Here is a 20,873-nt window from a genome sequence, read left to right on the forward strand (position 1 = left end):
ATTTCAGGTAACCATTTACCGGGACAATATGTGTTTCTACCATTTCACGTAGCAGGGCGGGTGGATTTCCTGTGTACGATTGACACGGCAGAAACGCCTGTTCAACCACCGAGTACGTGATTTCCGCGCTTTTGGGCACACCGTTTGAGCAAGCAAAAGTTGCGAGTCAATCTCCCGATATCGGTAGATTGCATCGAGGCTCCTCGGCAATCAACTCTACGCAATCAGGGGTAGTCGCGAAAAATGCCCTCGGCAGGGCGCGCTCGGCGGAGCGGTGAAGCCTGTTCCGAACCCAGATCAGTTCGGCACCGAAACGGGCAGCCGGAATGCGTATCCCGACTGCTTTGGTTAAATTCAAAAGGAATGTCGTTACTTCTTGATGGCTTCGACATCGATGTCGAGCGCGAGGTCCGGACCGAGGCCGAAGTCCGTCATTTTCTTCAGGCCGAAATCGAGGCCACTGAACTTACCAGTTGCAGAGAAACCGGTCTTGACGGTCTTGGCATCCCAAGGAAGCGGGGACTCGGCATTCCAGGTCACATCCAGGGTTACCGGCTTGACCGTGCCGGCAAGCGACAGGTCGCCGGTGACCTTGGCGGTCTTGTCACCGGTCTTTTCGATCTTCGTGCTGGTGAAGGTGACGTCGGGGAACTCCTCGACATTGAGGAAATCGGGGCTCTTCAAGTCGGAATTGCGCTGATCGAAGTTCGTGTCGATGCTATTGGCGTCGAGCTTCAGCGAGATTGAGCTTTTCGCAATGTCGCTCTTGTCGAAAGAAATCGTGCCCGCAACCGTCTTGAAGATCCCGTGGGCATTCGACCAGCCTGCGTGATTTGTCTTGAAGGAGACCCAGGCGTGCGTCGGGTCGACATCATATGTATCCGCGGCAAAGGCAGATCCTGCAAAGAGTGCGCCGGTCAAGGCCACGACTAGAGTTGTGAATTTCATTGGTATTCTCCTCTGGTTAGTCCAGCATGTCCTGAACCTTGGTCGAGCCTCATCCCTGAAATAGGACGGCGGCGATGGCGATAGAGATGGCGGCCGGAACGGCAGCTGCAGCACCGGCTGCAACGGGTCGAAGGAACCGCGGAAGTCGGTCGAAGGTGACACCCCCGACAACGATGACAGCGGCAACGACGAGGGGCAAAGCCGCCAGTACGACTGCGGCGGGCTCCGCCTTCGGCGCGAAAAGCGCTGTCATGATCAGATGGACGGCAATCACACAGGCAAAGGAAAGGCCTTCGAAACCGCGCAGCGCGAGCGCGTCGTCATTGCCCATGAGATAGCGAACATAGTTCACCAGCAGCCAACCGCCGGTGAGGGCTGCGAGTGCGCCGTCGATTTGCGCCATGCCGACGAATGCCCCAAGGGCTGCCGAAAGTGCTGCCGCAATAGAGACGCCAAGCAAGGCAGCCGCCAGCACCGACGGTTCCCCGCGGCGCGCACCGGCCCGCACTGCGACGGCGGGACCTATCGCGGCGGTCGCGACCACGAAGACGACGAGAACGACGATGGATTTGGGCGAACTGGCAAGCAGCACGTTCTTGCCGAGTAACCAGCCCGAAAGGGCGAGGGCGATGCCAGCCAGCATGGTGTTAACCGCAACCGACAGCGATCTGCGCACAAGCGCAAGAACCGCGAAGATACTTGCGCCGAAGAACAGAATAATTGGGAGCTTTTGCTTCGCCGCGACGGGTGGGAGCGCCGGCATGCCTTCAAGCATCAAGTGGATGGCAACGGCTGCGAGCGGGATCAGCAGGGCGGTGATAAGCCCGCGTCTGTCAGGAAAGATGACCGAGGCCAATGCGACGACGACGCCAAGAAGAAACGGCACCCCGACGGTCGTCAACAGAAGCTGCTCTATCACGGTTGGATCTCCCAAAGCCGAACCATTGTCGGCCGGGACGATACAAGCGCGCATTTTATTTAACAAGTGTACTATCTTGGTTTAATTGTGAGACATTGATAACAAACTGTTCGAGAATCGCGAACGGTCAAGCCTGCCCAAATCGAAGACAGAAGATGCTGCCCATGGCGGATTCTGACCCGCGGCGCGGGCCTGCGAAGCTCGAACGGGACACCGATCGCGTAGGAGAGACTGTCGGACCATCGCAAAAGCCAGGGATGCCCAACACACTCGCACTCTCCGTCCTTGCAGAAATTGCGGCAGTGAAATCCGCGCAACGGGTGTGCCGGCAGAAGGTATAATTTAAGGGAGGGGCGTCGATTCTATTTCCCAATTTCATTGGAATGCAGATGATCTACGCAAGGTTCGAGGCTGGTTTTCGACAGAAATTAGCGGGACGAGTAGCAGCGAAAGGCATGACTTAGACAATGACGCCGCTGCCTGAGTTCCTAAAGGGTTCCCACCACACATAGGTGAAGAGAATTTTGCCCATACTTAGTGCATGCCGCATGAACCAAGCCAGTGCGCTTATGGTCAGTCATTCCACGATGATGGACATGTCTTCAACTTTCCGTCAGGTGCTCTGGACCGGTGGAGAACATTCGAGAATTGCGCGATCGGGGAAAATGTACGATAGAACTCGCATGAAGAATGGGCGGTATGGTGAACTTGAAACGCCCTCGTTAGCGGCGAGGCGGTCATTGCAAGAGCGACGGAGGTCTCTTGCCATCAGCCTGCTGCGCGCCAGAGAGGCGGTGATGAGTCATTTTCGACCGATCCTGGCTGCACACGATGTCACCGAACAGCAGTGGCGGGTCATTCGTATTCTCTTTGAGGCGGGCAAACTCGATGCAACGGAGGTGGCGGACAAGGCCTCCATTTTGGCGCCCAGCCTCACGCGGATGATCCGCTCGCTTGAGCAGCGCGGCCTTATTACAAAGCACAAGGATAATGCCGATGGCAGGCGGGTCTTGCTCCAGATTACGCCGGTCGGTCAGGCGCTCGTAGAAGATGTCCTGCCGGAGAGTCTCAAGGTCTATGCCGATATTGACGGCCGCTTTGGGGCGAAACGTGTGGAGGAGCTTCTCGATTTGCTGGAAGAGCTGGCATTGCTGAAGGCGGTGAACGGATCAGTTGGCGAGGAGTGAGCATCTGGTTCAATTTCATTAATATGTTAAGTATCTGATTGACCTGCCAAGTGATCTGTAGCAATCTTCAGCAGTACTAACGCTGTTGGGAGGCAGAGTTGGATCTATTGCAGGACCGTAACCTCGTTGACCGGACATGGTCACCCACACCCTACGATCAATGGGTAGACGACCTTCAGAACATTTGCGGAAATTTCAACCCGCATACGATGGAACGTGGCGATAGCGTCATCGGCACCGCGAGCCGCATCGACGTTTGCGGCATGGAGTTTGCGCACGTCTCCAACGATCTCGATTATGTTCGTCGCGATTGGGATGACATTCGTCGAGATGCCAATGAACATCTGTTCCTGATCCTGCAGCTCGAGGGAGCCTGCGGTGTGGAACATTCCGGCCGGCAAAATATCCTCGATGTCGGCGAATGCATTCTCGTGGATTCCACGCGACCGACCAGCTTCTATTTCCAGGGCCACTTCTCCAATCATCTGTCTCTGCATCTGCCGCGTCAATTGATGTATTCGGACAGCAGGATGGACTTCGATGTGGCCCGCAAGCTTGTTGCCAGCGATCCGATGGCGATGATGCTGCGCGCGTTGATCGCCAAGATGATGACGACGCCGGACAGTGAAGCGGCGTCGCCATATCTTCGCCAATTGATGTTCGATACGACCCGTCAGGCGTTCCTATCGACTGGTAGCCAGACGGCAAGTTTGAATTCGTTGCACGATAGTGCAAGCAAACGCATGCAAATGGTCGATATTCTGATCGACCGACATCTCACAAAGGCTGAGCTTAATGCCAAGTGGCTAGCGACAAGGCTAGGCGTCTCGATCCGCACCCTGCAGCAGGATTTCCAGGGGATGGGTATGACCTGCACGACCGTTATCCGCGACAAGCGCCTGCGCTTTGCGCGCGAGAAGATCGAACAGCTTAAAGAGCGGCGCAATCCCACGACCATCGCCGAAGTCGCTTATTCGGCCGGCTTCAACGACATTTCCTATTTCAATCGCAGCTTCAAGGAACTGTTCGATTGTGCGCCAAGCGAGCTGCTCCGCTCCGTAGAGACAGCACTTAAACTGGACTGACGCGCAGTCTGCGCTCCAGTCCAAGACGAGGCGCGTTTCTCCCCAAGACGGGTTTTGCGGCAAAAGTCATAGTCCTCCCGAAAGTCACGGGAGGAGAATATCGTGAAGCAGTATACCCTGCTTATCGGCGGCGAGGCTGTCGCCACGTCCCAGCATGCACCGGTCGCAAATCCGTCGAATGGAGAAGTCGTCGGCTATATGCCGCTTGGCACCGAAGCAGACCTCGACCAGGCAGTCGCCGCTGCCGGCAAGGCCTTCAAGACCTGGTCGCATGTTTCGGACGAAGAGCGCGCCAAAGCATGCCGGGCCGTCGCGGAGAAGATCAGCGAACATGCCGAGGAACTTGCCCAGATTCTGACCCGAGAGCAGGGCAAGCCGCTCAACGGCCTCGGTTCGCGCTTCGAGATCGGCGCCGCGCTCGCCTGGACCCGACACACTGCCGAGCTGGAGCTGCCTATTGAGATCCTGCAGGACGACAGCGAAGGCCGCGTCGAGCTGCACCGCAAGCCGATCGGCGTCGTCGGGTCGATTACACCCTGGAACTGGCCCGTCATGATCGCCTGCTGGCATATCGTTCCGGCGGTCCGGGCCGGCAACGCGGTCGTCATCAAGCCATCGCCTCTAACGCCGCTCTCGACCATCCGTCTCGTCGAGATCATGAACGAGGTCTTGCCGCCCGGTGTCGTCAACGTGATCACCGGCGAAAACAACATCGGCGCTGCCCTGTCCGCCCATCCGGGCATCTCCAAGATGACATTCACCGGCTCGACCGAGACCGGCAAGAAGGTCATGGCCTCGGCGGTCGCGACCTTGAAACGGTTGACGCTGGAGCTTGGCGGCAACGATGCCGGTATCGTTCTGCCCGATGCCGATCCGAAGGCCATTGTCGAGGGGCTCTTCTGGGGCGCTTTCATCAACAACGGCCAGACCTGCGCGGCGCTGAAGCGCCTCTATGTGCACGACAGCATTTATGAAGAAGTCTGCCGCGGCCTTGCCGACTACGCCGCCAAGATCACTGTCGGCGATGGGCTGGACGAGGCAAGCATTCTCGGCCCGGTGCAGAACAATATGCAGTTCAACAAGGTGCGAGATCTCGTCGAAGACGCTCGTGCCCATGGCGGCCGCATCCTGACCGGCGGCGCGCCGATGGACCGGCCCGGCCATTTCTACCCGATCACGCTCGTTGCCGATGTCGATCACGGGATACGCCTCGTCGATGAAGAGCAATTCGGTCCGGCCCTGCCGATCATCCGTTATAGCGATATCGAAGAGGTGATCGCGCGCGCCAATCAGAATCCGGCCGGTCTCGGCGGCTCAGTCTGGTCCGGTGATGTCGAGAAGGCGAAGCACTATGCGATGCAGCTCGAATGCGGCTCGGTCTGGATCAACAAGCACGGCACGATCCAGCCCAACGCGCCTTTCGGAGGCGTGAAGCAGTCGGGCATCGGTGTCGAGTTCGGCGCCGAAGGCTTGAAGGAATTCACGACGATCCAGACGGTGCTGAGCTGACCATGGCGACCTTCGACTACATTATCGTCGGTGGCGGCTCCTCAGGCTGTGTGCTTGCCAACCGGCTTTCGGAAAATCCGGTACACAAGGTGTTGCTAATCGAGTCCGGCCGACGTGACTCCGATCCGTGGATCCATATTCCGGCCACTTTTTTCAAGGTGCTGGGCAAGGGTATCGATATCCACCCCTATGCCTCCAACCCCGACAAGGGCTTGAACGGACGGCCGAGCATCATCCCACAGGGTAATGTCCTTGGCGGCGGCAGCTCGGTGAACGCGATGATCTATATTCGCGGCCATCGCAACGACTACGACACATGGTCACAAATGGGCTGCCAGGGCTGGTCGTATGACGACGTGCTTCCAGCCTTCCGTTCACTGGAAAACAACGAGCGGCTAAACGGGCATTTCCATGGCAAGAAGGGTGGTCTGCGCGTCTCCGATCCACGCCACCGCCATCCATTGAGCGAAGCTTTCATCAGGGCCGCCACTGAAATCGGCATCCCCCACAATGACGACTTCAATGGCGCCGATCAGGGTGGCGTCGGATTCTATCAGAGCACCACCTATGGCGGCCGGCGCTGGAGCTCGGCTCAGGCCTTCCTGCGCGAAGCGGAGAAGCGGCCGAACCTGACCGTGCTGACGCAACGCAAGGTCGCCCGCATCCTGTTCGAAGGGCAAAAGGCAGTCGGTGTCGAGCTGTTCGATGGCACGATATTCAAGGCGACGCGGGAAATCGCGCTCACAGCCGGCGCTATTGCGACACCGAAGATCCTGCAATTGTCAGGCATTGGCGACGGGGAGCACCTTTCTTCCCTCGGCATCAAGGTCGTCGCCGACCTTCCAGGCGTCGGGGCCAACTATCAGGACCATCTGGAAGTGCCGGTGCAGGGCGAAACGTATGAGCCGATTTCGATCCTCGGCCACGACAAGGGTCTGCGGGCCGCCGGCCACATGCTGCGTTATCTGACATCGCATAGCGGGCTGCTGTCCTCCAATGTCGTCGAGTGCGGTGGTTTCGTCGATACCGCCGGCACCGGGCAGCCGGACGTCCAGTTTCATGTCCTGCCCGTCTTGATCGGCTTCGTCGATCGTGACCCCGAGCCTGGTCATGGTCTTAGTATTGGCCCGTGCTATTTGCGGCCGCGGTCCCGGGGCTGGATCCGGCTGAAAAGTGCCGATCCTAAAGATCAGACGGATTTCAACGCAAATCTGCTTTCTGATCCCGCCGATATCGACACCTTGGTGCGCGGCGTCGAGACGGCGATCCGCATCCTCGATGCGCCAGCCCTTGCCAAATTGGTCAAGCGCCGCGTGCTGCCGAAGTCCGGTGTCGAAAATGATCCGGCCGCCTTGCGCGACTACATACGCCAGTCGGCAAAAACCGTGTTCCATCCGGCTGGCACGGCCCGCATGGGCCGGGACGACGATCGACTGACCGTCGTCGGACCGGATCTGAAGGTGCGCGGCATCGAGGGCCTGCGTGTCTGCGACGCCTCGGTGATGCCCACACTGGTCTCAGGTAACACCAACGCACCAACAATGATGATTGCGGCAAGGGCTGCCGCCTTCATGACCGGAAAGGCAATTTCCGACTGACGCGGAGATTGTTGAGTTGAACACCCCCGTGGGGAGCGGGGAGAAACAAACTGGAGGAGACTATGTCTATCAATCTACAAGGGCTGGCAATCGGCCTTTTTCTGACGCTCATTTCGGCGTTCAGTGCGCATGCCGCCGCATCTTGCGGCGACAATAGCGGCAAGGCGGCAAGCGGCGAGCCGATCATTATCGGCGCCATCACCGGCAAGACCGGGCCGGACGATTTCTCAAATTCCACCAAGGCTGCCAAGGCCTATTTTGACTGCCTGAACGCCAATGGCGGCATTAAGGGGCGGCCGGTCAAATATATCGTCGAGGATGACCAGTGGAATCCGGAGATCGCCGCGCAGCTGGCGGCCAAGCTCGTCAACGACGAAAAGGCCGTATTGATGGTCGGCAATTCGAGCTTCGTCGAATGCGGTGCCAATGCCGACTTCTATAAAAAGTCAGGCATTCTTGTTATTGCAGGCGTCGGCGTACCGCGCGAATGTTACTTTGCGGAGAATTATGCGCCGACCAATGCTGGGCCGCGTGTCTCCATGTTGGGCGCGATGGGTTATGCGCTCGACAAGTTGAAAGCCAAGTCGGTCGTCTGCATCGGTCCGAATATTCCAAATGTCGGTACCTGGTCCTGCGATGGGATTGCGCAGCTTGCCAAGGAAAAAGGCCTGACGGCTGAAACGATACTGATGGATCCCGGCACCGCCGATTCCACATCGACGATCTTGCAGGCTGCGGCCTTCAAACCGGATGCGATCATCCTGGGGCTTCCAAAGGGTGTTACCGTGCCGCTTCTAACGGCCGCTGAAGAGCAGGGGCTCAACAAGACGATCAAGTTCTTAAGCGCCGCCTCGGCCTATGATTTATCGGTGCCTGGTACGATTGGTGCCGGCTGGGACGGCAACTTTACCGTCAACATGGAATTCAACGATCTGGAAGCAGCGACGCCCGATAATCAGAACTGGCTGGCCGTTATGGACCAGTACGGCCAGAAATCTGACCCGCGCGACACCTTCGCACAGGCTGGCTACCTGGCTGCACGGATTGCTGAGAAAGCCCTGATGACGCTTGATCCCGCCAAGGTCAACCGTGAGACCGCATCTGCCGCCGTCCGCCAGATCAAGGATTTCAAAAGCGATATCTTCTGCGCTGCCTGGTATTTCGGCGACGGCCAGCAACGCCACAATGCCAATTCAACGACGCGCATGGCCGTCAGCGAAGGCGGCAAATGGAAAGTCGTCTCCGACTGCGCGCCGTCGCCGGATCCTGAGCTCAAGGACATCCATGCCTTCGAAAAGTCCGCTGGCATCAACTGACCCTGGCGTCTGCCATCGCGTTCCGCGGCTGCAACGCCGCGGAACCGAGCGACCCAAGAGGATCGACCAATGAACATTCTGCCTTTCATTATTTCCGGGCTTGGGATTGGCGCGGTCTACGCGTTATCCGGCGTCGGTCTTGTTGTTTTATTTCGCGCTACCGGCGTTCTCAATTTCGCTTTCGGAGCATTCGGTGCGATCGGCGCACATTGCGCCTGGCAATTGCTTGAGTGGAAAATGCCGCTCTCTTTTGCCATCGTTGCGGCCGTTGCCGTCTCGACAGCGATCAGCTTTCTATACGGCCGGATATTCGCCCCTATGCTATCGCATCGCGACACCGTCGTGCGGGCCGTTGGAACACTGGCACCTGCTCTCGTCCTGATTGCGGTCATGGGCGTTGTGTGGGGTGAGCTGCCACGCCGCCTGCAATATCCGACCGATCAGATGTTCGTCTCGGTCTTTGCCGTACGTCTTACCTTCACGCGCATCATCGCCATACTTCTTGCCATCGTCATGGTCATCGCGATCACGATGTTGTTGAGCCGTACGCGCCTTGGCCTTGATATGCGCGCACTTGCCAATGATCGCGATCTCAGCGCCGTGCTTGGCGTACGCATTCTCTATACCGAGACGGCCGCCTGGATCATCACAGGCATCTTTTCCGGTCTTGCCGGCTTGCTACTTGCCGACCTCGTACGCTTGCAGGGCACGTTTCTAACCTTGTTGGTCATACCGGCGATTGCAGCAGCGATCCTCGGCCAGTTGCGGTCGCTTTGGGAAACCGCTGCCGCCGGCATCTTGATAGGTATCGCCGAGGCCGTGCTGACGCCGATTGCCTGGATATCGCCCTACCGCGCGGCGGCACCCTTCATCATCGCCCTTGTCGCAGTCACGATCCTGGGAGGCACGGCGAAAGCCGCGTTGAAAGACCGATGACCGTTCAGGAGCAATCAATCGTCCCCAACGCCGAAGGCCTTTCGATGGTGCGCCTGCCCAAGCAGCTTCTGCATGTCCCGGTGACGATGGCGGTCTTTTCGCTCGTCGTCGCCTGCATCGCCAATTCCTTCTGGCTGTCGGCTGCAACATCAGCCGTTGCGCTGTCGCTTTCGGCTGCCGGGCTTGCCATACTATACGGCCAGCTCGGTCTGGTTTCCCTTTGCCAATTTGCACTTGTTGGCGTCGGCGGCTGGGTGACGCTTCGTGTCGGCCATGCCTTTCATCCACCCTTCGAGATCAGCCTGCTTGCGGGTGGAACCGTTGCTTCGGTGGTGGGATTGGCATTCGGTGTGCCGGCGCTACGCCTGCGTGGCCTCTATCTTGCACTCGTTACGCTGATGTTGGCCGGCGCCTTCCAAATCGTCATCAGCGCTTGGGGTTTTCCCGATGGCGGGTACGGATTCCTCGGCCGGGCTGACGGTTCTGGGCGTGAGATGCTGGCAAGGCCTGCAATGGCCGAGGGAGAAGTTGCCTACTTTCTCTATGTTTGTGGCGCGGCTGCGATCGGGCTGCTGATTGCGCAGTGGCACAAGCTTGCGCGTCCGGGCCGGGCCTGGGCGCTGATCCGCAAAGGCGAGACCGTTGCGATCGCAAGCGGCGTCAACGTCCTGACGTACAAGGCCTGGGCTTTCACATTGAGCGGCTTTCTCGCCGGCATTGCCGGCGGCCTGCTCGCCGGCAATGTGGGCCAGCTTGATGGGCGTGCCTTCGGCGCTTTCGACAGCCTCAATCTCTTTGCGCTTGCCGTCGTCGGTGGCGTCTTCAACTGGTACGGTGCACTGATTGCTGGCCTGCTGTTACGGGCAGTACCGGCGTTGCTGACCGATCTTGGCATCGATGGCTATGTCACGATCGGGATTTTCGGAATGGCCCTCTTTCATGCACTGGCGACCGCGCCCACCGGCATTGCCGGTCAGATATCAGTCCTGGTCGCCTGGCTAAGCGATAGGCTTTCGCAAGGGAGGGGGCGATGATCAAGATCGACAACCTCGTCGTGCAGTTCGGCGGCGTCCGGCCAATCAACGAGCTCAGCGCCGTTCTGAACGCGCCGGTCGCTGGCCTTATCGGCCCAAATGGTGCCGGCAAAACCACGCTGCTGAACGTGCTCTCCGGCTTCGTCAAGCCGGTTCAAGGGACAGTTTCGCTTGGCGAACAAGCGTTGCTTGCGATGTCGCCGCTAGAGCGCGTGCGGGCAGGCTTGCGTCGCTCATTCCAGACCGAACAGGTCGTCGAAGATCTGACAGTTTCCGGCAACATTGCCGCAATCGCCGACCACGTCGTCGCTGCCCGAAATCGTTCGAGTGCCGTGGAGCAGGCTCTCGCTTTCGTCGGGCTCGCGACGATCGCCGATCGGCTGGGGCAGTCGCTCAATCTCTTTCAGCGACGTCTCGTGGAGCTTGCAAAATGCGTGGTCGGCGAACCGAGGCTCATACTGCTCGATGAGCCGGCTGCAGGGCTGAGCGAAGAGGAGGGCAAGACGTTTCGCGAACTGGTGCTCCGTATTCCGGTGGAATTCAGGGCGCAGGTTCTGATTATCGACCACGACGTCGATCTCATCCGTTCCATGTGCAGCGAGACCATGGTGCTGGACTACGGAAAGCTTCTCGCTCTCGGTCCGACGCATACAGTGCTTGCCGATCCCAATGTGCGGCGTGCCTATCTGGGGGAGTTTTGACTTGAGCGAGCCATCCGAAATCCGTGTCGAAGGCCTCACCGTCGAGCGCGGCGGCAAGCGGGTCATTCACGATATTTCCTTCTCGGTCACGGCCGGCAAGGTTACGACATTGCTCGGCGCCAACGGGGCTGGAAAATCGAGCACGGTCATGGCTATGGCCGGCGTTCTACCCCGCGGCGGGACGGTGCGTCTGGGCGACATCGCACTCGAGGGATATATGCCCGACGGAGTTCGCCGCGCGGGCCTCGCACTCGTTCCGGAAGGGCATCGCGTGCTTGGGCAGCTCTCCGTGGAGGACAATATCCTCGTGGCTGCACTCGATCCCTCGGCGATAGGGCGCGCACAAGGGCTGAAGCGAGCCTATGAGATCTTTCCCGAGCTTGCCGAGCGGCGTAGCCAATCAGCGTCAGATCTTTCCGGCGGGCAGAAGCAGATGGTGGCGATGGCGCAGGCTTTTGTCGCCAAGCCTCGCTTCATGATCGTCGACGAGCTGTCGCTCGGTCTTGCACCCGCCGTCGTCAAGCGTCTGGCTGAAGCCCTGAAGATCGCAGCCGCCAGCGGCATCGGCGTGCTGCTGATAGAGCAATTCGCCAATCTCGCGCTTGATCTCGCCGATCAGGCGCTCGTTCTGGAACGCGGGCGTCTCGTCTTTGTTGGCACAGCGGCCGCGCTGAAAGCACGGCCGGACATTCTCCACGGCGCCTATCTTGCCAGTTGAAACGAAGGAGCTTCCATGACGTTTTCCGCCGATCTTTTTGCCGGGCGAACGGTTGTTGTAGCCGGCGGCACATCGGGCATAGGTGCTGCGAGCGTCCAACGTTTTGCCAGTCTTGGTGCGCGCGTGTTGAGCTTTGGGCTTGGAGTATCGTCGGCGCCTTCCGGCCCGCGGATCGAAAGCCATGAAGTCGACGTGCTGAAGCCTGGCGCGGTGGAGGCGTTTTTCTCGTCGGTCGAAGCGATCGATGTTTTGGTCAATTGCACCGGTGTCAGTCGCGATCGGGGCGAATGGTCGAAAGCGGCATTCGACGAGGTGATGGCGATCAATTTGACATCGGTCATGGATTGCTGCCAGCTGGCGCGTCCGCGCATGCAGCCGGGGTCATCGATGGTCAATATTGCGTCGATGTATTCGACCTTCGGCGCTGCCGACCGCCCAGCTTATGCGGCAAGCAAGGGTGCCATCGTGCAATTGACCAAATCCCTGGCGCAAGAATATGCGCAGGCGGGTATTCGCGTAAACGCCGTCGCGCCGGGCTGGATCGTTACACCCTTGAGCCGTGCTTTATTTGCCGACGAGGGGGCCTCCGCACCGATCCTGCGGCGCATTCCGGCCGGTCGATGGGGTGCGGCCGAGGAGATCGCCGATGTGATTGTCTTCCTGTCTTCTGAAGCGGCACGCTACGTCACGGGCGCCTGCCTGCCGGTCGATGGTGGATATCTCACCTCCTGAGGACTTCGATCATGGCTGCGGTACACCAACATGTCGAGAGCGCCACGGGGCAGGAGTTTGCGGGTTTGGCTCGCAACCTGTTCGGGAATATTCGACTCGACTTCAGCGCGGCGGATGAGAACAAGAGCAGGATGGTGTCGGCCATGCTGGGTGCATGCCGACTGACGCGGCTGGAGGCAGACCGGCATATCGTTTTCGGCGACAAAGTGACGGCAGGGCCTGATGATCCAGACGCGATCAAACTAATCATGCAGACGGAAGGCAGCGCAGCGCTTACCCAAGGCGGCTTGCAGGCGCCGGTTTCAGCCCACGCGCTGGTCATTTATGATCCACGCCGCCCGTATATACTGACCAACAGCACCTCGGTCCGGCAACTGCTGTTGCAATTGCCGCGTCATGCGCTGCCCCCCGCCGCAGTCGAGAGACTAGCGACGCCGTTCGTGCCGCACGCCACGCAGGATGGAATGTGCCGCATTCTGTTGTCGTTGATGGACTCGTCTATGCACGAGATTGATCATCTGGACACAGCGCGACGCTTCAGCGTCGGACGGACGATGATCGAACTCGTTCGCAGTATGGTCGGTGGCGACGCACAGCCGGCTAGGTCGATCTGCAACCCGCTGGATCTTCTGCTTGAACGCATCAAAGACTTTGTCGATCGCAATCTCGCGCGACCCGATCTGACCGTCAGTGTGATCGCGCGCCGCATGGGCTGCTCGGTGCGTTACGTCTATCGCGCGTTCGAAGTCGAGTGCCTGACGCCTTCGGACTACATCTGGGATCTGCGTCTGCAGAGAGCTCAGGCGCAACTGCGCGAAGCGGGGGGCTATGCGGGCGAAATATCCGAAATCGCCTTTGCGCTCGGCTTTTCGTCGAGCGCGCATTTTTCAAGGGCGTTCCGCAATCGCTATGGCGCTTCGCCGTCGCAATGGCGCAAGGCAAGGCTCTCATAGGTAAGGCGACCCGGCTTTGTGCCGCAGGGCCGCCTCGATTGATTACCGCATGGATTCAGCCACTCTCAGCGTATCGGTAAACTGCTCGAAGCGCCGGATCTTGTCGCCTGCGACGCTCCAGACGTGCACCACACGAGCGTTGAAGGCCTTGCCTGTTTGCTTGTGCGTACCGCTATAGTTGCCGACGGCCACCACATCATTGCCGGCATCAAGAAGGCGTTCCAGTTTGAAGCTGTATCCATCAAACGCCTGCCCGAGCGCCTGAAAGACATTCCTGAAGATTTCCTGGGGGCCGACATAGGTGCCGGCGCAGGGGAAGCCATCCATCTCCGTCCAGTGGCAATCGGGCGCGATGTCGGCAAGCATGCCGTCCATGTCGCGACGGTCGTTGGCGTCGTAGTGTGCCTTTACGATATCGAAAGCTGTTCGCATGGTGCTGTCCTTCACACTGGTTCCTGGCCGGGTAGGTAATAGGTCATCGAGGCCTTGCGGATGAAGGCGCCGGCGGGACTGTTCTGGATGCGCCCGTCGCCGGTGATGCCCAGGAACTTGCCAGTCGATCGCATGTCATTGAAATTGTAGAAAAATGTCGAGGCGACCGCGATCTTGAACTCCCGGAAGGTGAAGACGTACAGGTTTTCGTCGAACTTGTAGGTCGTGGTCAGGTCGACATCGCCATGGCCGCGCTGAACGCCGACGAGGCATTGCCAGGCATAGCGCTGCGACGACAGATAGGTGTGCTCGTAGACATGATTGGGGCTGTAGGTGAAGTGCGCCCGAAGTCCGATCAGATCCCGGCTTTCGTGCGGCACCGGCCCGCTTGCCGTGCCGCCGTCGACGACGCCGGGCCGGAAGATCTGCGCCACCTGCGGTTCGCCAACGGCATCCGTGGCATCGCGAACGATCGAATAGATGGAAAGCGCTCGACGAGTCTCGATGTTGAAGATGAGCGTTTCCGCTTCCTTGGGGCGCCCGGCAAAGACAATCTCGACGAAATAGGTTTTCGGCGCGACCTCAATCACGTCCGCCTTGTCGGTCGCGCTTTCCCCGCCGTCCGACCACTTGACCTCGCCTTTGCTAAAGGAAAGTTCTAGCTTGCGGCCGTCCTCGAAGCCGATCTTGTGGGATGAGCCGCCAAGTGCCTCCGTTGCAGGCAACCGGTTGGTGTCGATGCCGTAGGCGAATTGGTCGTAGGTCTTCCAGTCTTTGGGATTCTGGTTCATCGGTATCTCCTCCTCATATTAGTCCGCGAATGCCAGTGTCGGCAGGTCGACAGTGCCGGCGCCACCATCGACGGTCAGGATCGCGCCGTTGATCATCGATGCCTCGGCCGAAGCCAGGAAACAGACTGCATTGGCGACGTCTTCGGCTGTCGCCGGCCGTCCGAGCGGCACGTCCTTGGTGACGAGGGCATAGGCCTCCTCGACGTTCTTCAGCTTGAATTTTTCGACGATAAATTCCATCTGCTCGTCGGCCATCGCCGTCGTCACCCAGCCGGGGCAGACGGAGTTGGTGCGCACGCCCTTACGGCCGTAATCTCGTGCCAGCGATTTCGCAAGCCCGATGCAGCCATGCTTCATGGTGACGTAGCCTGCGGCGTCGGGCCCGGCAAATAGACCGGCGATCGAAGCAAGAACGACGATGTTGCCCTTGCTCTTGATGAGATGGGGCAGGGATTCGCGGGCGCTGACAAACGCGGTGTTGAGATTGAGTCGTACGGCCAGATCCCATGTCTCGTCCGACATGCTGACCGTCGGCCCGACGCCGTGCCCGCCGGCATTGGCAATCAGGATATCAAGGCCGCCGAAGGTCTCGACGATCGTCTCGACGGCAGCCTTCATCGCTGCGCCATCGGCCGCATCGGCCGCAACGATGGTAGCGCCGATCTCGTCAGCAACGCTGCGAAGCGGTTCCGGACGGCGCCCGACAAGCGCGACATTGCCGCCCTCCTGTCGAATGCGGCGAGCGACCGCCGCGCCGATGCCGGTGCCGCCACCGGTAATCAGGGCAGACTTGTTCTTGAAACGCATGTTTCCTCCTCTTGGCTTTCATGATCATCATGGCCGATACAGGCAGAGGCGTCGTGTCCAGCTGTGCAGTCTCTTTTGACTGAGCGTGTACAATCTATCCGCCGGTGCCGAAAATTTGCGTGACGAAGGCACTAGTCACGCGATGCCAGGGGAGGCATCGTCAGCGATCAGTAGACCTTTGCGTCCGCCGGTGGTCTGGCGGCTTCCGCATTGCTGAAATCGTCGAGGAGTTTAGTCGTCGCGTTGGCAAGCAGCGTGACGTCGTTGCCGATCGCGACAAACGTGGCGCCAAGCTCGAGATAGCGCTTTGCAAGGGAGAGATCGCCGATCAGGATGCCTGCCGCCTTGCCGTGAGACTGAATTCTGGCGAGTGCCTTTTCGACCTCTGCCTGGACCTGCAGCGCGCCCGGCTTGCCGAGATAACCCATATCGGCGGCAAGATCAGCGGGTCCGATGAAGACGCCGTCGACACCCTCGGTCGAAGCGATGGCATCGAGTGCTTCGAGCCCAGCGCGGCTTTCTACCTGCAGCAAAAGACAAATCTCGTCATTGGCGGTCGGAAGATAATCGGGAATCCGATTGAAGGCAGAGGCCCGGGCAAGGGCCGCGCCGACACCGCGCACGCCATGCGGCGGATAGCGCACCGCCTTGACCAATGTCTCCGCCATTTCCCTGCTCTCGACCATCGGGATCAGCAGGGTCTGAGCGCCGATATCAAGCATCTGCTTGATGATCCAGGTCTCGCCGATGGGCGGCCGGATCACCGCATGGCTTGTCGTGCCTTTCATCGCCTGCAGTTGCCAGACGAGAAGCGGCACGTCGTTCGGCGCGTGTTCAGCGTCGAGCAGCAGCCAGTCGTAACCGGCGCCGGCGCAGATTTCGGCCGTGTAGGGGTTGGCGAGCGCCTGCCAGAGGCCGATCTGCGCCCGCCCTTCCTTCAGGGCCTGTTTGAAGAGGTTCTTGGGCGCAGGCATGTTTCGCTCCTTTATGCAAAGAACAGGCTGACCGACCCATACGGGCCGAAGTCGGCATTGATCGTGTCACCGTGCCGTGCCTCGATCGGGCGGATAAATGATCCGGCCAACACTATCTGGCCGGCCTCGATCCCGTCGCCATACAGCGCCAGTCGATTGGCAAGCCATGCGATGCCGCGGGCGGGCTGATTGAGGACTCCGGCGCCAAGGCCGGTCTCTTCGACCTCAGCGTTGCGGCTGACGATCGCGCCCATCCAGCGCATGTCGATCTGGTCGGGCCGCACGGCGCGCCCACCGGTAACGATGCCGGCATTGGCGGCGTTGTCGGAGATGGTGTCGACGATCGTGCGCGCCTTCTTCGTCTCCGGATCGACGCGAAGGATGCGGGTGTCGAGGATTTCGAGGGCGGGGGTCACGTAGTCGGTGGCGTTGAGGACGTCGAAGATCGACACGTTCGGCCCCTTGAGCGGCGCCTTCATGACGAAGGCTATTTCCGCTTCGATGCGCGGCTGGATGAAACGGTCGGCCGGCACGGTTGAGCCGTCCTCGAAGATCATGTCGTCGAAGAGCACGCCGGAATCGGGGATGCTGATGTTGAGCGCATATTGCATCGCCTTCGATGTCAGCCCGATCTTCCAGCCGATCGGCTTGCGCCCAGCGCCGATCTTCTTCTCAACCCAGGCGCTCTGGATGGCATAGGCGTCATCCATGGTCATCTGGGGATGTTTCAGGGACAGGAGCCCGGTCTGGGCGCGGGTGCGCTCGGCGTGATCGAGGCTTTCGGCCGCTGCCTGGATTTCATTCTTCGACAGCATCAGAGCACCTCGTCGGCGATGGTGTTTTTCAGGATGCCGAGGCCGTCGGCTTCGACTTCGACAACATCGCCGGGCTTTAGCCAGATCGGCGGATCGAAACGCGCGCCGGCCCCCGTCGGTGTGCCAGTGACGATGACGTCGCCCGGCACCAGCGTGGTGAAGGTGGAGATGTAGTTGATAATCTTGCTGAAGGAGAAGATCATCCGGCTGGTGCGGTCGCTTTGACGCACTTCGCCATTGACGCGGGTTGTCAGCTTGATGTCCTCGAGCTGGGCGGCGTCGGTGAACGGGATCAGCCACGGGCCGATCGAGCCGGTGTTGTCGAAATTCTTGCCCTGGGTGACGTTGAACTTCGCATGGCGCACCCAGTCACGGATCGTGCCTTCATTGCAGAGCGACAAGGCTGCGATGTGGGAGAACGCATCGGCCTCGGTAATCCGTCTGCCACCCTTGCCGATGACGATGACGATCTCGCCTTCATAGTCGAGTTGCGGGCTTTCCGGCGGCCGGATCAGCGCTTGCTCGTGCCCGGTGAACGAGCGAGGAAAGCGGATGAAGAGCGAGGGATTGGACGGCGCTGCTTGCCCGTCCTTGTATTCCTCGTTGCGGTCGGGGAAGTTGACCCCGACGCAGATGATTTTTTCCGGCGACGGAATGGGGATCTCGACGCGGACTTCGTCCAGCGCAAAATCCGGCTTCAGTGCCTTGCCTTCCTCGGCGAGTTCCCCGAGGCGGCCGGCCTCAATCACCTCGCGCAGGGTCGGCCATGTTGCCCCGTGGCGGGCCGAAAGGTCGACGACACCGCTGTCGACTGCAAGCCCGTAACCATGACGGCCGTTTCTCGAAAACGAGAGGAATCTTGGATTGATCATGCTGTCATGGCCCTGCTCTTGGCCTCAGGCTATCCCGCCGAGGCAGACATATTTAATTTCGGTGAATTCCTCGATTCCGTAGCGGGATCCCTCGCGGCCGAGGCCGGAGAGCTTGACGCCGCCGAAGGGGGCTTCGGCCGTCGAGATCAGCCCGGTATTGACGCCGACCATGCCGTATTCCAGCGCTTCGGCGACCCGAAAGACACGGGCGAGATCCTTGGCGTAGAAATAGGAGGCAAGACCGAACTCGGTATCATTGGCCTGAGCAATGACATCGGTCTCGTCCTTGAAGCGGAAGAGGGGGGCGACCGGCCCGAAGGTCTCTTCCCTAGCAACGGCCATGGCCGGAGTGACGTCGGCCAGCACGGTCGCCTCGTAGAAGCGTCCGCCGAGCGGATGACGATGCCCGCCGGCAACCACGCGACCGCCCTTGGAAAGCGCATCGGCGACGTGCTCCTCGACCTTGGCAAGAGCCGCCGCGTCGATCAGCGGACCTAGATTGATGCCCTCGTCGAAGCCGTTGCCGGTCTTCAGCGCGCCGACAGCCTTTGCGAGCTTGTCGGCAAAGGCATCGTAGACGCCATCCTGCACATAGAGGCGGTTGGCGCAGACGCAGGTCTGGCCGTTGTTGCGGAATTTGGCAATCAGCGCGCCTTCGACGGCGGCGTCGATATCGGCATCATCAAACACGATGAAGGGTGCGTTGCCGCCAAGCTCAAGCCCCAGCTTCTTGATGGTCGGCGCGCTCTGCTTGTAGAGCTCGGCACCGACTTCGGTCGAGCCGGTGAAGGTCAGCTTGCGCACGATGGGACTTGCGGTCATCTCGGCGCCGATCGCGCGCGCTGATCCGGTGATCACGCTGAACAGGCCCTTGGGCAGGCCGGCACGTTCGGCGAGGATTGCAATCGCGATAGCCGAAAACGGCGTCTGTGAGGCCGGCTTTAGCACCATGGCGCAGCCGGCGGCAAAGGCCGGACCGGCCTTGCGGGTGATCATGGCGTTCGGGAAGTTCCAGGGAGTGATGGCAGCGACAACGCCGATCGGCTGCTTCATGACCAGAATGCGCTTGTCCTTCTGGTGGCCGGGAATGATGTCGCCATAGACACGGCGGGCCTCCTCGGCAAACCATTCGACAAAGCTGGCGCCATAGGCAATCTCGCCCTTGGCCTCTGCGAGCGGCTTGCCCTGTTCGGCTGTCAGGATGCGTCCGAGATCATCCTGGTTTTCCATCATCAGCTCGAACCAGCGCCGCAGGATCGCCGAGCGTTCTTTCGCGGTCCGGGCGGCCCATTCCTTCTGGGCGATCTCGGCTGTGGCAATCGCTTTCTTGGTCTCGGCAGCACCCAGATTGGGAACAAGGCCGATAATGTCACCCGTTGCCGGATTGTCGACCTTGATCGCATTGGAGGGATCGGCCTCGATCCACTCGCCGCCGACCAATGCAGCCTGCCGGAACAGTGTTGCGTCCTTCAATTTCATGACCATCTCCTCGCCTGGCGAACGTTGAAAGGAGCGGGCGTTCTCGCCCGCTCTCATGGTAAACGCTTAAGGCGCGATAATCGGCTGTGCCTTCAGATCTGGCTCCGACACGTCCGCGCCGGCGAACAGGCTACCATGTTCGAACCAGGATTTGGGAGCGGGTGCGCCCCAAAGTGTCTGACGCTGGGGATCCTTGAGGTCCCACTTGATCGGTTCCAGGTCGGGATCGACGGTCTGGTAGTCCGAGCAATAGATCTCGATACGGTGGCCGTCCGGATCGAGGATATAGAGGAAGAAGGCGTTGGAGATGCCGTGGCGTCCCGGGCCGCGCTCGATGTTGGAAACCCAGCCCGTGGTCGCCATCAGATCGAGCAAGTCGATGATGTTGAGCGGCGTCGGCACCCAGAAGGCGGTATGGTGCAGCCGCGGACCGCGACCATTGGTGAATGCGATGTCGTGGACGCCACCCTTGCGATGCGTCCAGGCGGCCCAGAGGCGGCCGGTCTCCTCGTCAGCAGTATATTCGGTGACACGGAAACCGATCTCGTTGTAGAAGGCGACGCTTTCGTCGACATTGGTCGAGTAGCAGTTGAAATGGTCGATGCGGAGTGGCTTGACGCCTCTGTAAAGGGCGTATTTCTGGTGAATCGGCGGCAGGCGATCCATCTTCGAATAGAATTCGAGCGGGATGCCAAGGGGGTCGCGGGTGCGGAAAGTCCGCGCCTGATAAGGCCGTTCAATCCATTCCACCGGTAGGCCCTTGTCCTTGAAGAAATGTGCCGCCTTGTCGAGCTCTTCTTCGTCAAACACTTTGAAGCCGAGGTCGCGGGCCTCCGCCTTGTCGGACTTGCGCAGCACAATGCAGTGATGGCCGCGTTCTTCGAGTGCGCGTAGGTAGATTGTGTCCGCCGTCTCGTCGGTCACCTGTAGGCCGAGGGTGTCGACATAAAAGGCGCGTGATTTGGCAAGATCGGTGACGCCGAATTCGACATGGCTGAGGCGCACGATGTTGAAGGGCGGATAGAGATTGGGTTTTGGCAGGGACATGTGTTCCTCCTCCTTATGCG

At 59.9% G+C, this 20,873-nt stretch carries 21 protein-coding genes; 11 read left to right on the forward strand and 10 right to left on the reverse strand.

Annotated features, from left to right (window positions below; genetic code table 11):
* Positions 1-369 precede the first annotated feature (369 nt).
* Both AB4Z52_RS26450 and AB4Z52_RS26455 read right to left on the reverse strand, forming a co-directional pair.
* Positions 370-948, reverse strand: coding sequence for a YceI family protein (locus AB4Z52_RS26450; protein ID WP_442220869.1), 579 nt, complete (start codon positions 946-948; stop codon positions 370-372).
* A gap of 49 nt (positions 949-997) precedes the next feature.
* Complete coding sequence (locus AB4Z52_RS26455; RefSeq protein WP_442220870.1) at positions 998-1,867, reverse strand: hypothetical protein; 870 nt, start codon at positions 1,865-1,867, stop codon at positions 998-1,000.
* Between the two features lie 665 nt (positions 1,868-2,532).
* On the opposite strand from AB4Z52_RS26455, the gene hpaR reads away from it, so the two are divergent.
* The 11 genes from hpaR to AB4Z52_RS26510 all read left to right on the forward strand — a co-directional run bounded on the left by hpaR (position 2,533) and on the right by AB4Z52_RS26510 (position 13,636).
* Positions 2,533-3,054 carry a homoprotocatechuate degradation operon regulator HpaR gene (gene hpaR / locus AB4Z52_RS26460; RefSeq protein ID WP_442220940.1) on the forward strand — a complete coding sequence of 174 codons (522 nt, stop codon included), beginning with the start codon at positions 2,533-2,535 and terminating at the stop codon, positions 3,052-3,054.
* A gap of 98 nt (positions 3,055-3,152) precedes the next feature.
* Positions 3,153-4,139, forward strand: coding sequence for a helix-turn-helix domain-containing protein (locus tag AB4Z52_RS26465; RefSeq protein ID WP_442220871.1), 987 nt, complete (start codon positions 3,153-3,155; stop codon positions 4,137-4,139).
* Between the two features lie 102 nt (positions 4,140-4,241).
* Positions 4,242-5,648, forward strand: a complete 1,407-nt coding sequence (locus AB4Z52_RS26470; protein WP_442220872.1) for an aldehyde dehydrogenase family protein — start codon at positions 4,242-4,244, stop codon at positions 5,646-5,648.
* A 2-nt stretch (positions 5,649-5,650) separates the two neighbouring features.
* On the forward strand, positions 5,651-7,246 hold the full coding sequence (locus AB4Z52_RS26475) for a GMC family oxidoreductase (RefSeq protein ID WP_442220873.1): 1,596 nt from the start codon (positions 5,651-5,653) through the stop codon (positions 7,244-7,246).
* Positions 7,247-7,308: 62 nt separating this feature from the next.
* Positions 7,309-8,562, forward strand: coding sequence for an ABC transporter substrate-binding protein (locus AB4Z52_RS26480; RefSeq protein WP_442220874.1), 1,254 nt, complete (start codon positions 7,309-7,311; stop codon positions 8,560-8,562).
* Between the two features lie 69 nt (positions 8,563-8,631).
* Complete coding sequence (locus AB4Z52_RS26485; protein ID WP_442220875.1) at positions 8,632-9,498, forward strand: branched-chain amino acid ABC transporter permease; 867 nt, start codon at positions 8,632-8,634, stop codon at positions 9,496-9,498.
* Positions 9,495-10,532, forward strand: coding sequence for a branched-chain amino acid ABC transporter permease (locus AB4Z52_RS26490; RefSeq protein ID WP_442220876.1), 1,038 nt, complete (start codon positions 9,495-9,497; stop codon positions 10,530-10,532). The genes AB4Z52_RS26485 and AB4Z52_RS26490 overlap by 4 nt, the downstream gene beginning before the upstream one ends.
* Positions 10,529-11,233, forward strand: coding sequence for an ABC transporter ATP-binding protein (locus AB4Z52_RS26495; RefSeq protein ID WP_442220877.1), 705 nt, complete (start codon positions 10,529-10,531; stop codon positions 11,231-11,233). Before AB4Z52_RS26490 ends, AB4Z52_RS26495 begins: the two co-directional genes overlap by 4 nt.
* On the forward strand, positions 11,202-11,951 hold the full coding sequence (locus tag AB4Z52_RS26500; protein WP_442220878.1) for an ABC transporter ATP-binding protein: 750 nt from the start codon (positions 11,202-11,204) through the stop codon (positions 11,949-11,951). Before AB4Z52_RS26495 ends, AB4Z52_RS26500 begins: the two co-directional genes overlap by 32 nt.
* A 15-nt stretch (positions 11,952-11,966) precedes the next feature.
* A complete protein-coding gene (locus AB4Z52_RS26505; RefSeq protein WP_442220879.1) occupies positions 11,967-12,683 on the forward strand; it encodes an SDR family NAD(P)-dependent oxidoreductase in 717 nt (238 codons plus the stop codon).
* 11 nt (positions 12,684-12,694) lie between these two features.
* Positions 12,695-13,636 (forward strand): helix-turn-helix domain-containing protein, encoded by a 942-nt coding sequence (locus AB4Z52_RS26510; RefSeq protein WP_442220880.1) that lies wholly within the window; start codon positions 12,695-12,697, stop codon positions 13,634-13,636.
* A gap of 42 nt (positions 13,637-13,678) precedes the next feature.
* Here AB4Z52_RS26510 and AB4Z52_RS26515 read toward each other — a convergent pair whose 3' ends face one another.
* From AB4Z52_RS26515 to hpaD, 8 genes are all read right to left on the reverse strand, one after another.
* On the reverse strand, positions 13,679-14,068 hold the full coding sequence (locus tag AB4Z52_RS26515; RefSeq protein WP_442220881.1) for a nuclear transport factor 2 family protein: 390 nt from the start codon (positions 14,066-14,068) through the stop codon (positions 13,679-13,681).
* A gap of 11 nt (positions 14,069-14,079) precedes the next feature.
* Entirely contained in the window at positions 14,080-14,859 is a 780-nt protein-coding gene (locus tag AB4Z52_RS26520; protein WP_442220882.1) for a MoaF C-terminal domain-containing protein, read from the reverse strand.
* Between the two features lie 18 nt (positions 14,860-14,877).
* The gene (locus AB4Z52_RS26525) at positions 14,878-15,666 is read right to left on the reverse strand and encodes an SDR family NAD(P)-dependent oxidoreductase (protein WP_442220883.1); all 789 of its coding nucleotides are present in this window, start codon (positions 15,664-15,666) and stop codon (positions 14,878-14,880) included.
* Positions 15,667-15,833: 167 nt separating this feature from the next.
* On the reverse strand, positions 15,834-16,640 hold the full coding sequence (gene hpaI / locus AB4Z52_RS26530) for a 4-hydroxy-2-oxoheptanedioate aldolase (RefSeq protein ID WP_442220884.1): 807 nt from the start codon (positions 16,638-16,640) through the stop codon (positions 15,834-15,836).
* An 11-nt stretch (positions 16,641-16,651) separates the two neighbouring features.
* Positions 16,652-17,455, reverse strand: a complete 804-nt coding sequence (gene hpaH, locus AB4Z52_RS26535; protein ID WP_442220885.1) for a 2-oxo-hept-4-ene-1,7-dioate hydratase — start codon at positions 17,453-17,455, stop codon at positions 16,652-16,654.
* On the reverse strand, positions 17,455-18,327 hold the full coding sequence (locus AB4Z52_RS26540) for a fumarylacetoacetate hydrolase family protein (RefSeq protein ID WP_442220886.1): 873 nt from the start codon (positions 18,325-18,327) through the stop codon (positions 17,455-17,457). Before AB4Z52_RS26540 ends, hpaH begins: the two co-directional genes overlap by 1 nt.
* 24 nt (positions 18,328-18,351) lie before the next feature.
* Positions 18,352-19,806: an NADP-dependent succinate-semialdehyde dehydrogenase gene (gene gabD, locus AB4Z52_RS26545; RefSeq protein ID WP_442220887.1), complete on the reverse strand. Its 1,455-nt coding sequence runs from the start codon at positions 19,804-19,806 to the stop codon at positions 18,352-18,354.
* A 66-nt stretch (positions 19,807-19,872) separates the two neighbouring features.
* Positions 19,873-20,853, reverse strand: coding sequence for a 3,4-dihydroxyphenylacetate 2,3-dioxygenase (gene hpaD / locus AB4Z52_RS26550; RefSeq protein WP_442220888.1), 981 nt, complete (start codon positions 20,851-20,853; stop codon positions 19,873-19,875).
* Between the last annotated feature and the right edge of the window lie 20 nt (positions 20,854-20,873).

The sequence above is a fragment of the Rhizobium sp. 2YAF20 genome, from assembly GCF_052114685.1.
Classification (GTDB): domain Bacteria; phylum Pseudomonadota; class Alphaproteobacteria; order Rhizobiales; family Rhizobiaceae; genus Rhizobium.

Coding starts and splice junctions, on each gene's coding strand:
- AB4Z52_RS26495 (WP_442220877.1), top strand. CDS start 10,529: ATGATCAAGATCGACAACCTCGTCGTGCAGTTCGGCGGCGTCCGGCCA.
- AB4Z52_RS26480 (WP_442220874.1), top strand. CDS start 7,309: ATGTCTATCAATCTACAAGGGCTGGCAATCGGCCTTTTTCTGACGCTC.
- AB4Z52_RS26520 (WP_442220882.1), bottom strand. CDS start 14,859: ATGAACCAGAATCCCAAAGACTGGAAGACCTACGACCAATTCGCCTAC.
- AB4Z52_RS26515 (WP_442220881.1), bottom strand. CDS start 14,068: ATGCGAACAGCTTTCGATATCGTAAAGGCACACTACGACGCCAACGAC.
- hpaR (WP_442220940.1), top strand. CDS start 2,533: ATGTACGATAGAACTCGCATGAAGAATGGGCGGTATGGTGAACTTGAA.
- AB4Z52_RS26490 (WP_442220876.1), top strand. CDS start 9,495: ATGACCGTTCAGGAGCAATCAATCGTCCCCAACGCCGAAGGCCTTTCG.
- AB4Z52_RS26510 (WP_442220880.1), top strand. CDS start 12,695: ATGGCTGCGGTACACCAACATGTCGAGAGCGCCACGGGGCAGGAGTTT.
- AB4Z52_RS26525 (WP_442220883.1), bottom strand. CDS start 15,666: ATGCGTTTCAAGAACAAGTCTGCCCTGATTACCGGTGGCGGCACCGGC.
- AB4Z52_RS26505 (WP_442220879.1), top strand. CDS start 11,967: ATGACGTTTTCCGCCGATCTTTTTGCCGGGCGAACGGTTGTTGTAGCC.
- hpaH (WP_442220885.1), bottom strand. CDS start 17,455: ATGCTGTCGAAGAATGAAATCCAGGCAGCGGCCGAAAGCCTCGATCAC.
- hpaI (WP_442220884.1), bottom strand. CDS start 16,640: ATGCCTGCGCCCAAGAACCTCTTCAAACAGGCCCTGAAGGAAGGGCGG.
- AB4Z52_RS26500 (WP_442220878.1), top strand. CDS start 11,202: ATGTGCGGCGTGCCTATCTGGGGGAGTTTTGACTTGAGCGAGCCATCC.
- AB4Z52_RS26475 (WP_442220873.1), top strand. CDS start 5,651: ATGGCGACCTTCGACTACATTATCGTCGGTGGCGGCTCCTCAGGCTGT.
- hpaD (WP_442220888.1), bottom strand. CDS start 20,853: ATGTCCCTGCCAAAACCCAATCTCTATCCGCCCTTCAACATCGTGCGC.
- AB4Z52_RS26540 (WP_442220886.1), bottom strand. CDS start 18,327: ATGATCAATCCAAGATTCCTCTCGTTTTCGAGAAACGGCCGTCATGGT.
- AB4Z52_RS26485 (WP_442220875.1), top strand. CDS start 8,632: ATGAACATTCTGCCTTTCATTATTTCCGGGCTTGGGATTGGCGCGGTC.
- AB4Z52_RS26450 (WP_442220869.1), bottom strand. CDS start 948: ATGAAATTCACAACTCTAGTCGTGGCCTTGACCGGCGCACTCTTTGCA.
- gabD (WP_442220887.1), bottom strand. CDS start 19,806: ATGAAATTGAAGGACGCAACACTGTTCCGGCAGGCTGCATTGGTCGGC.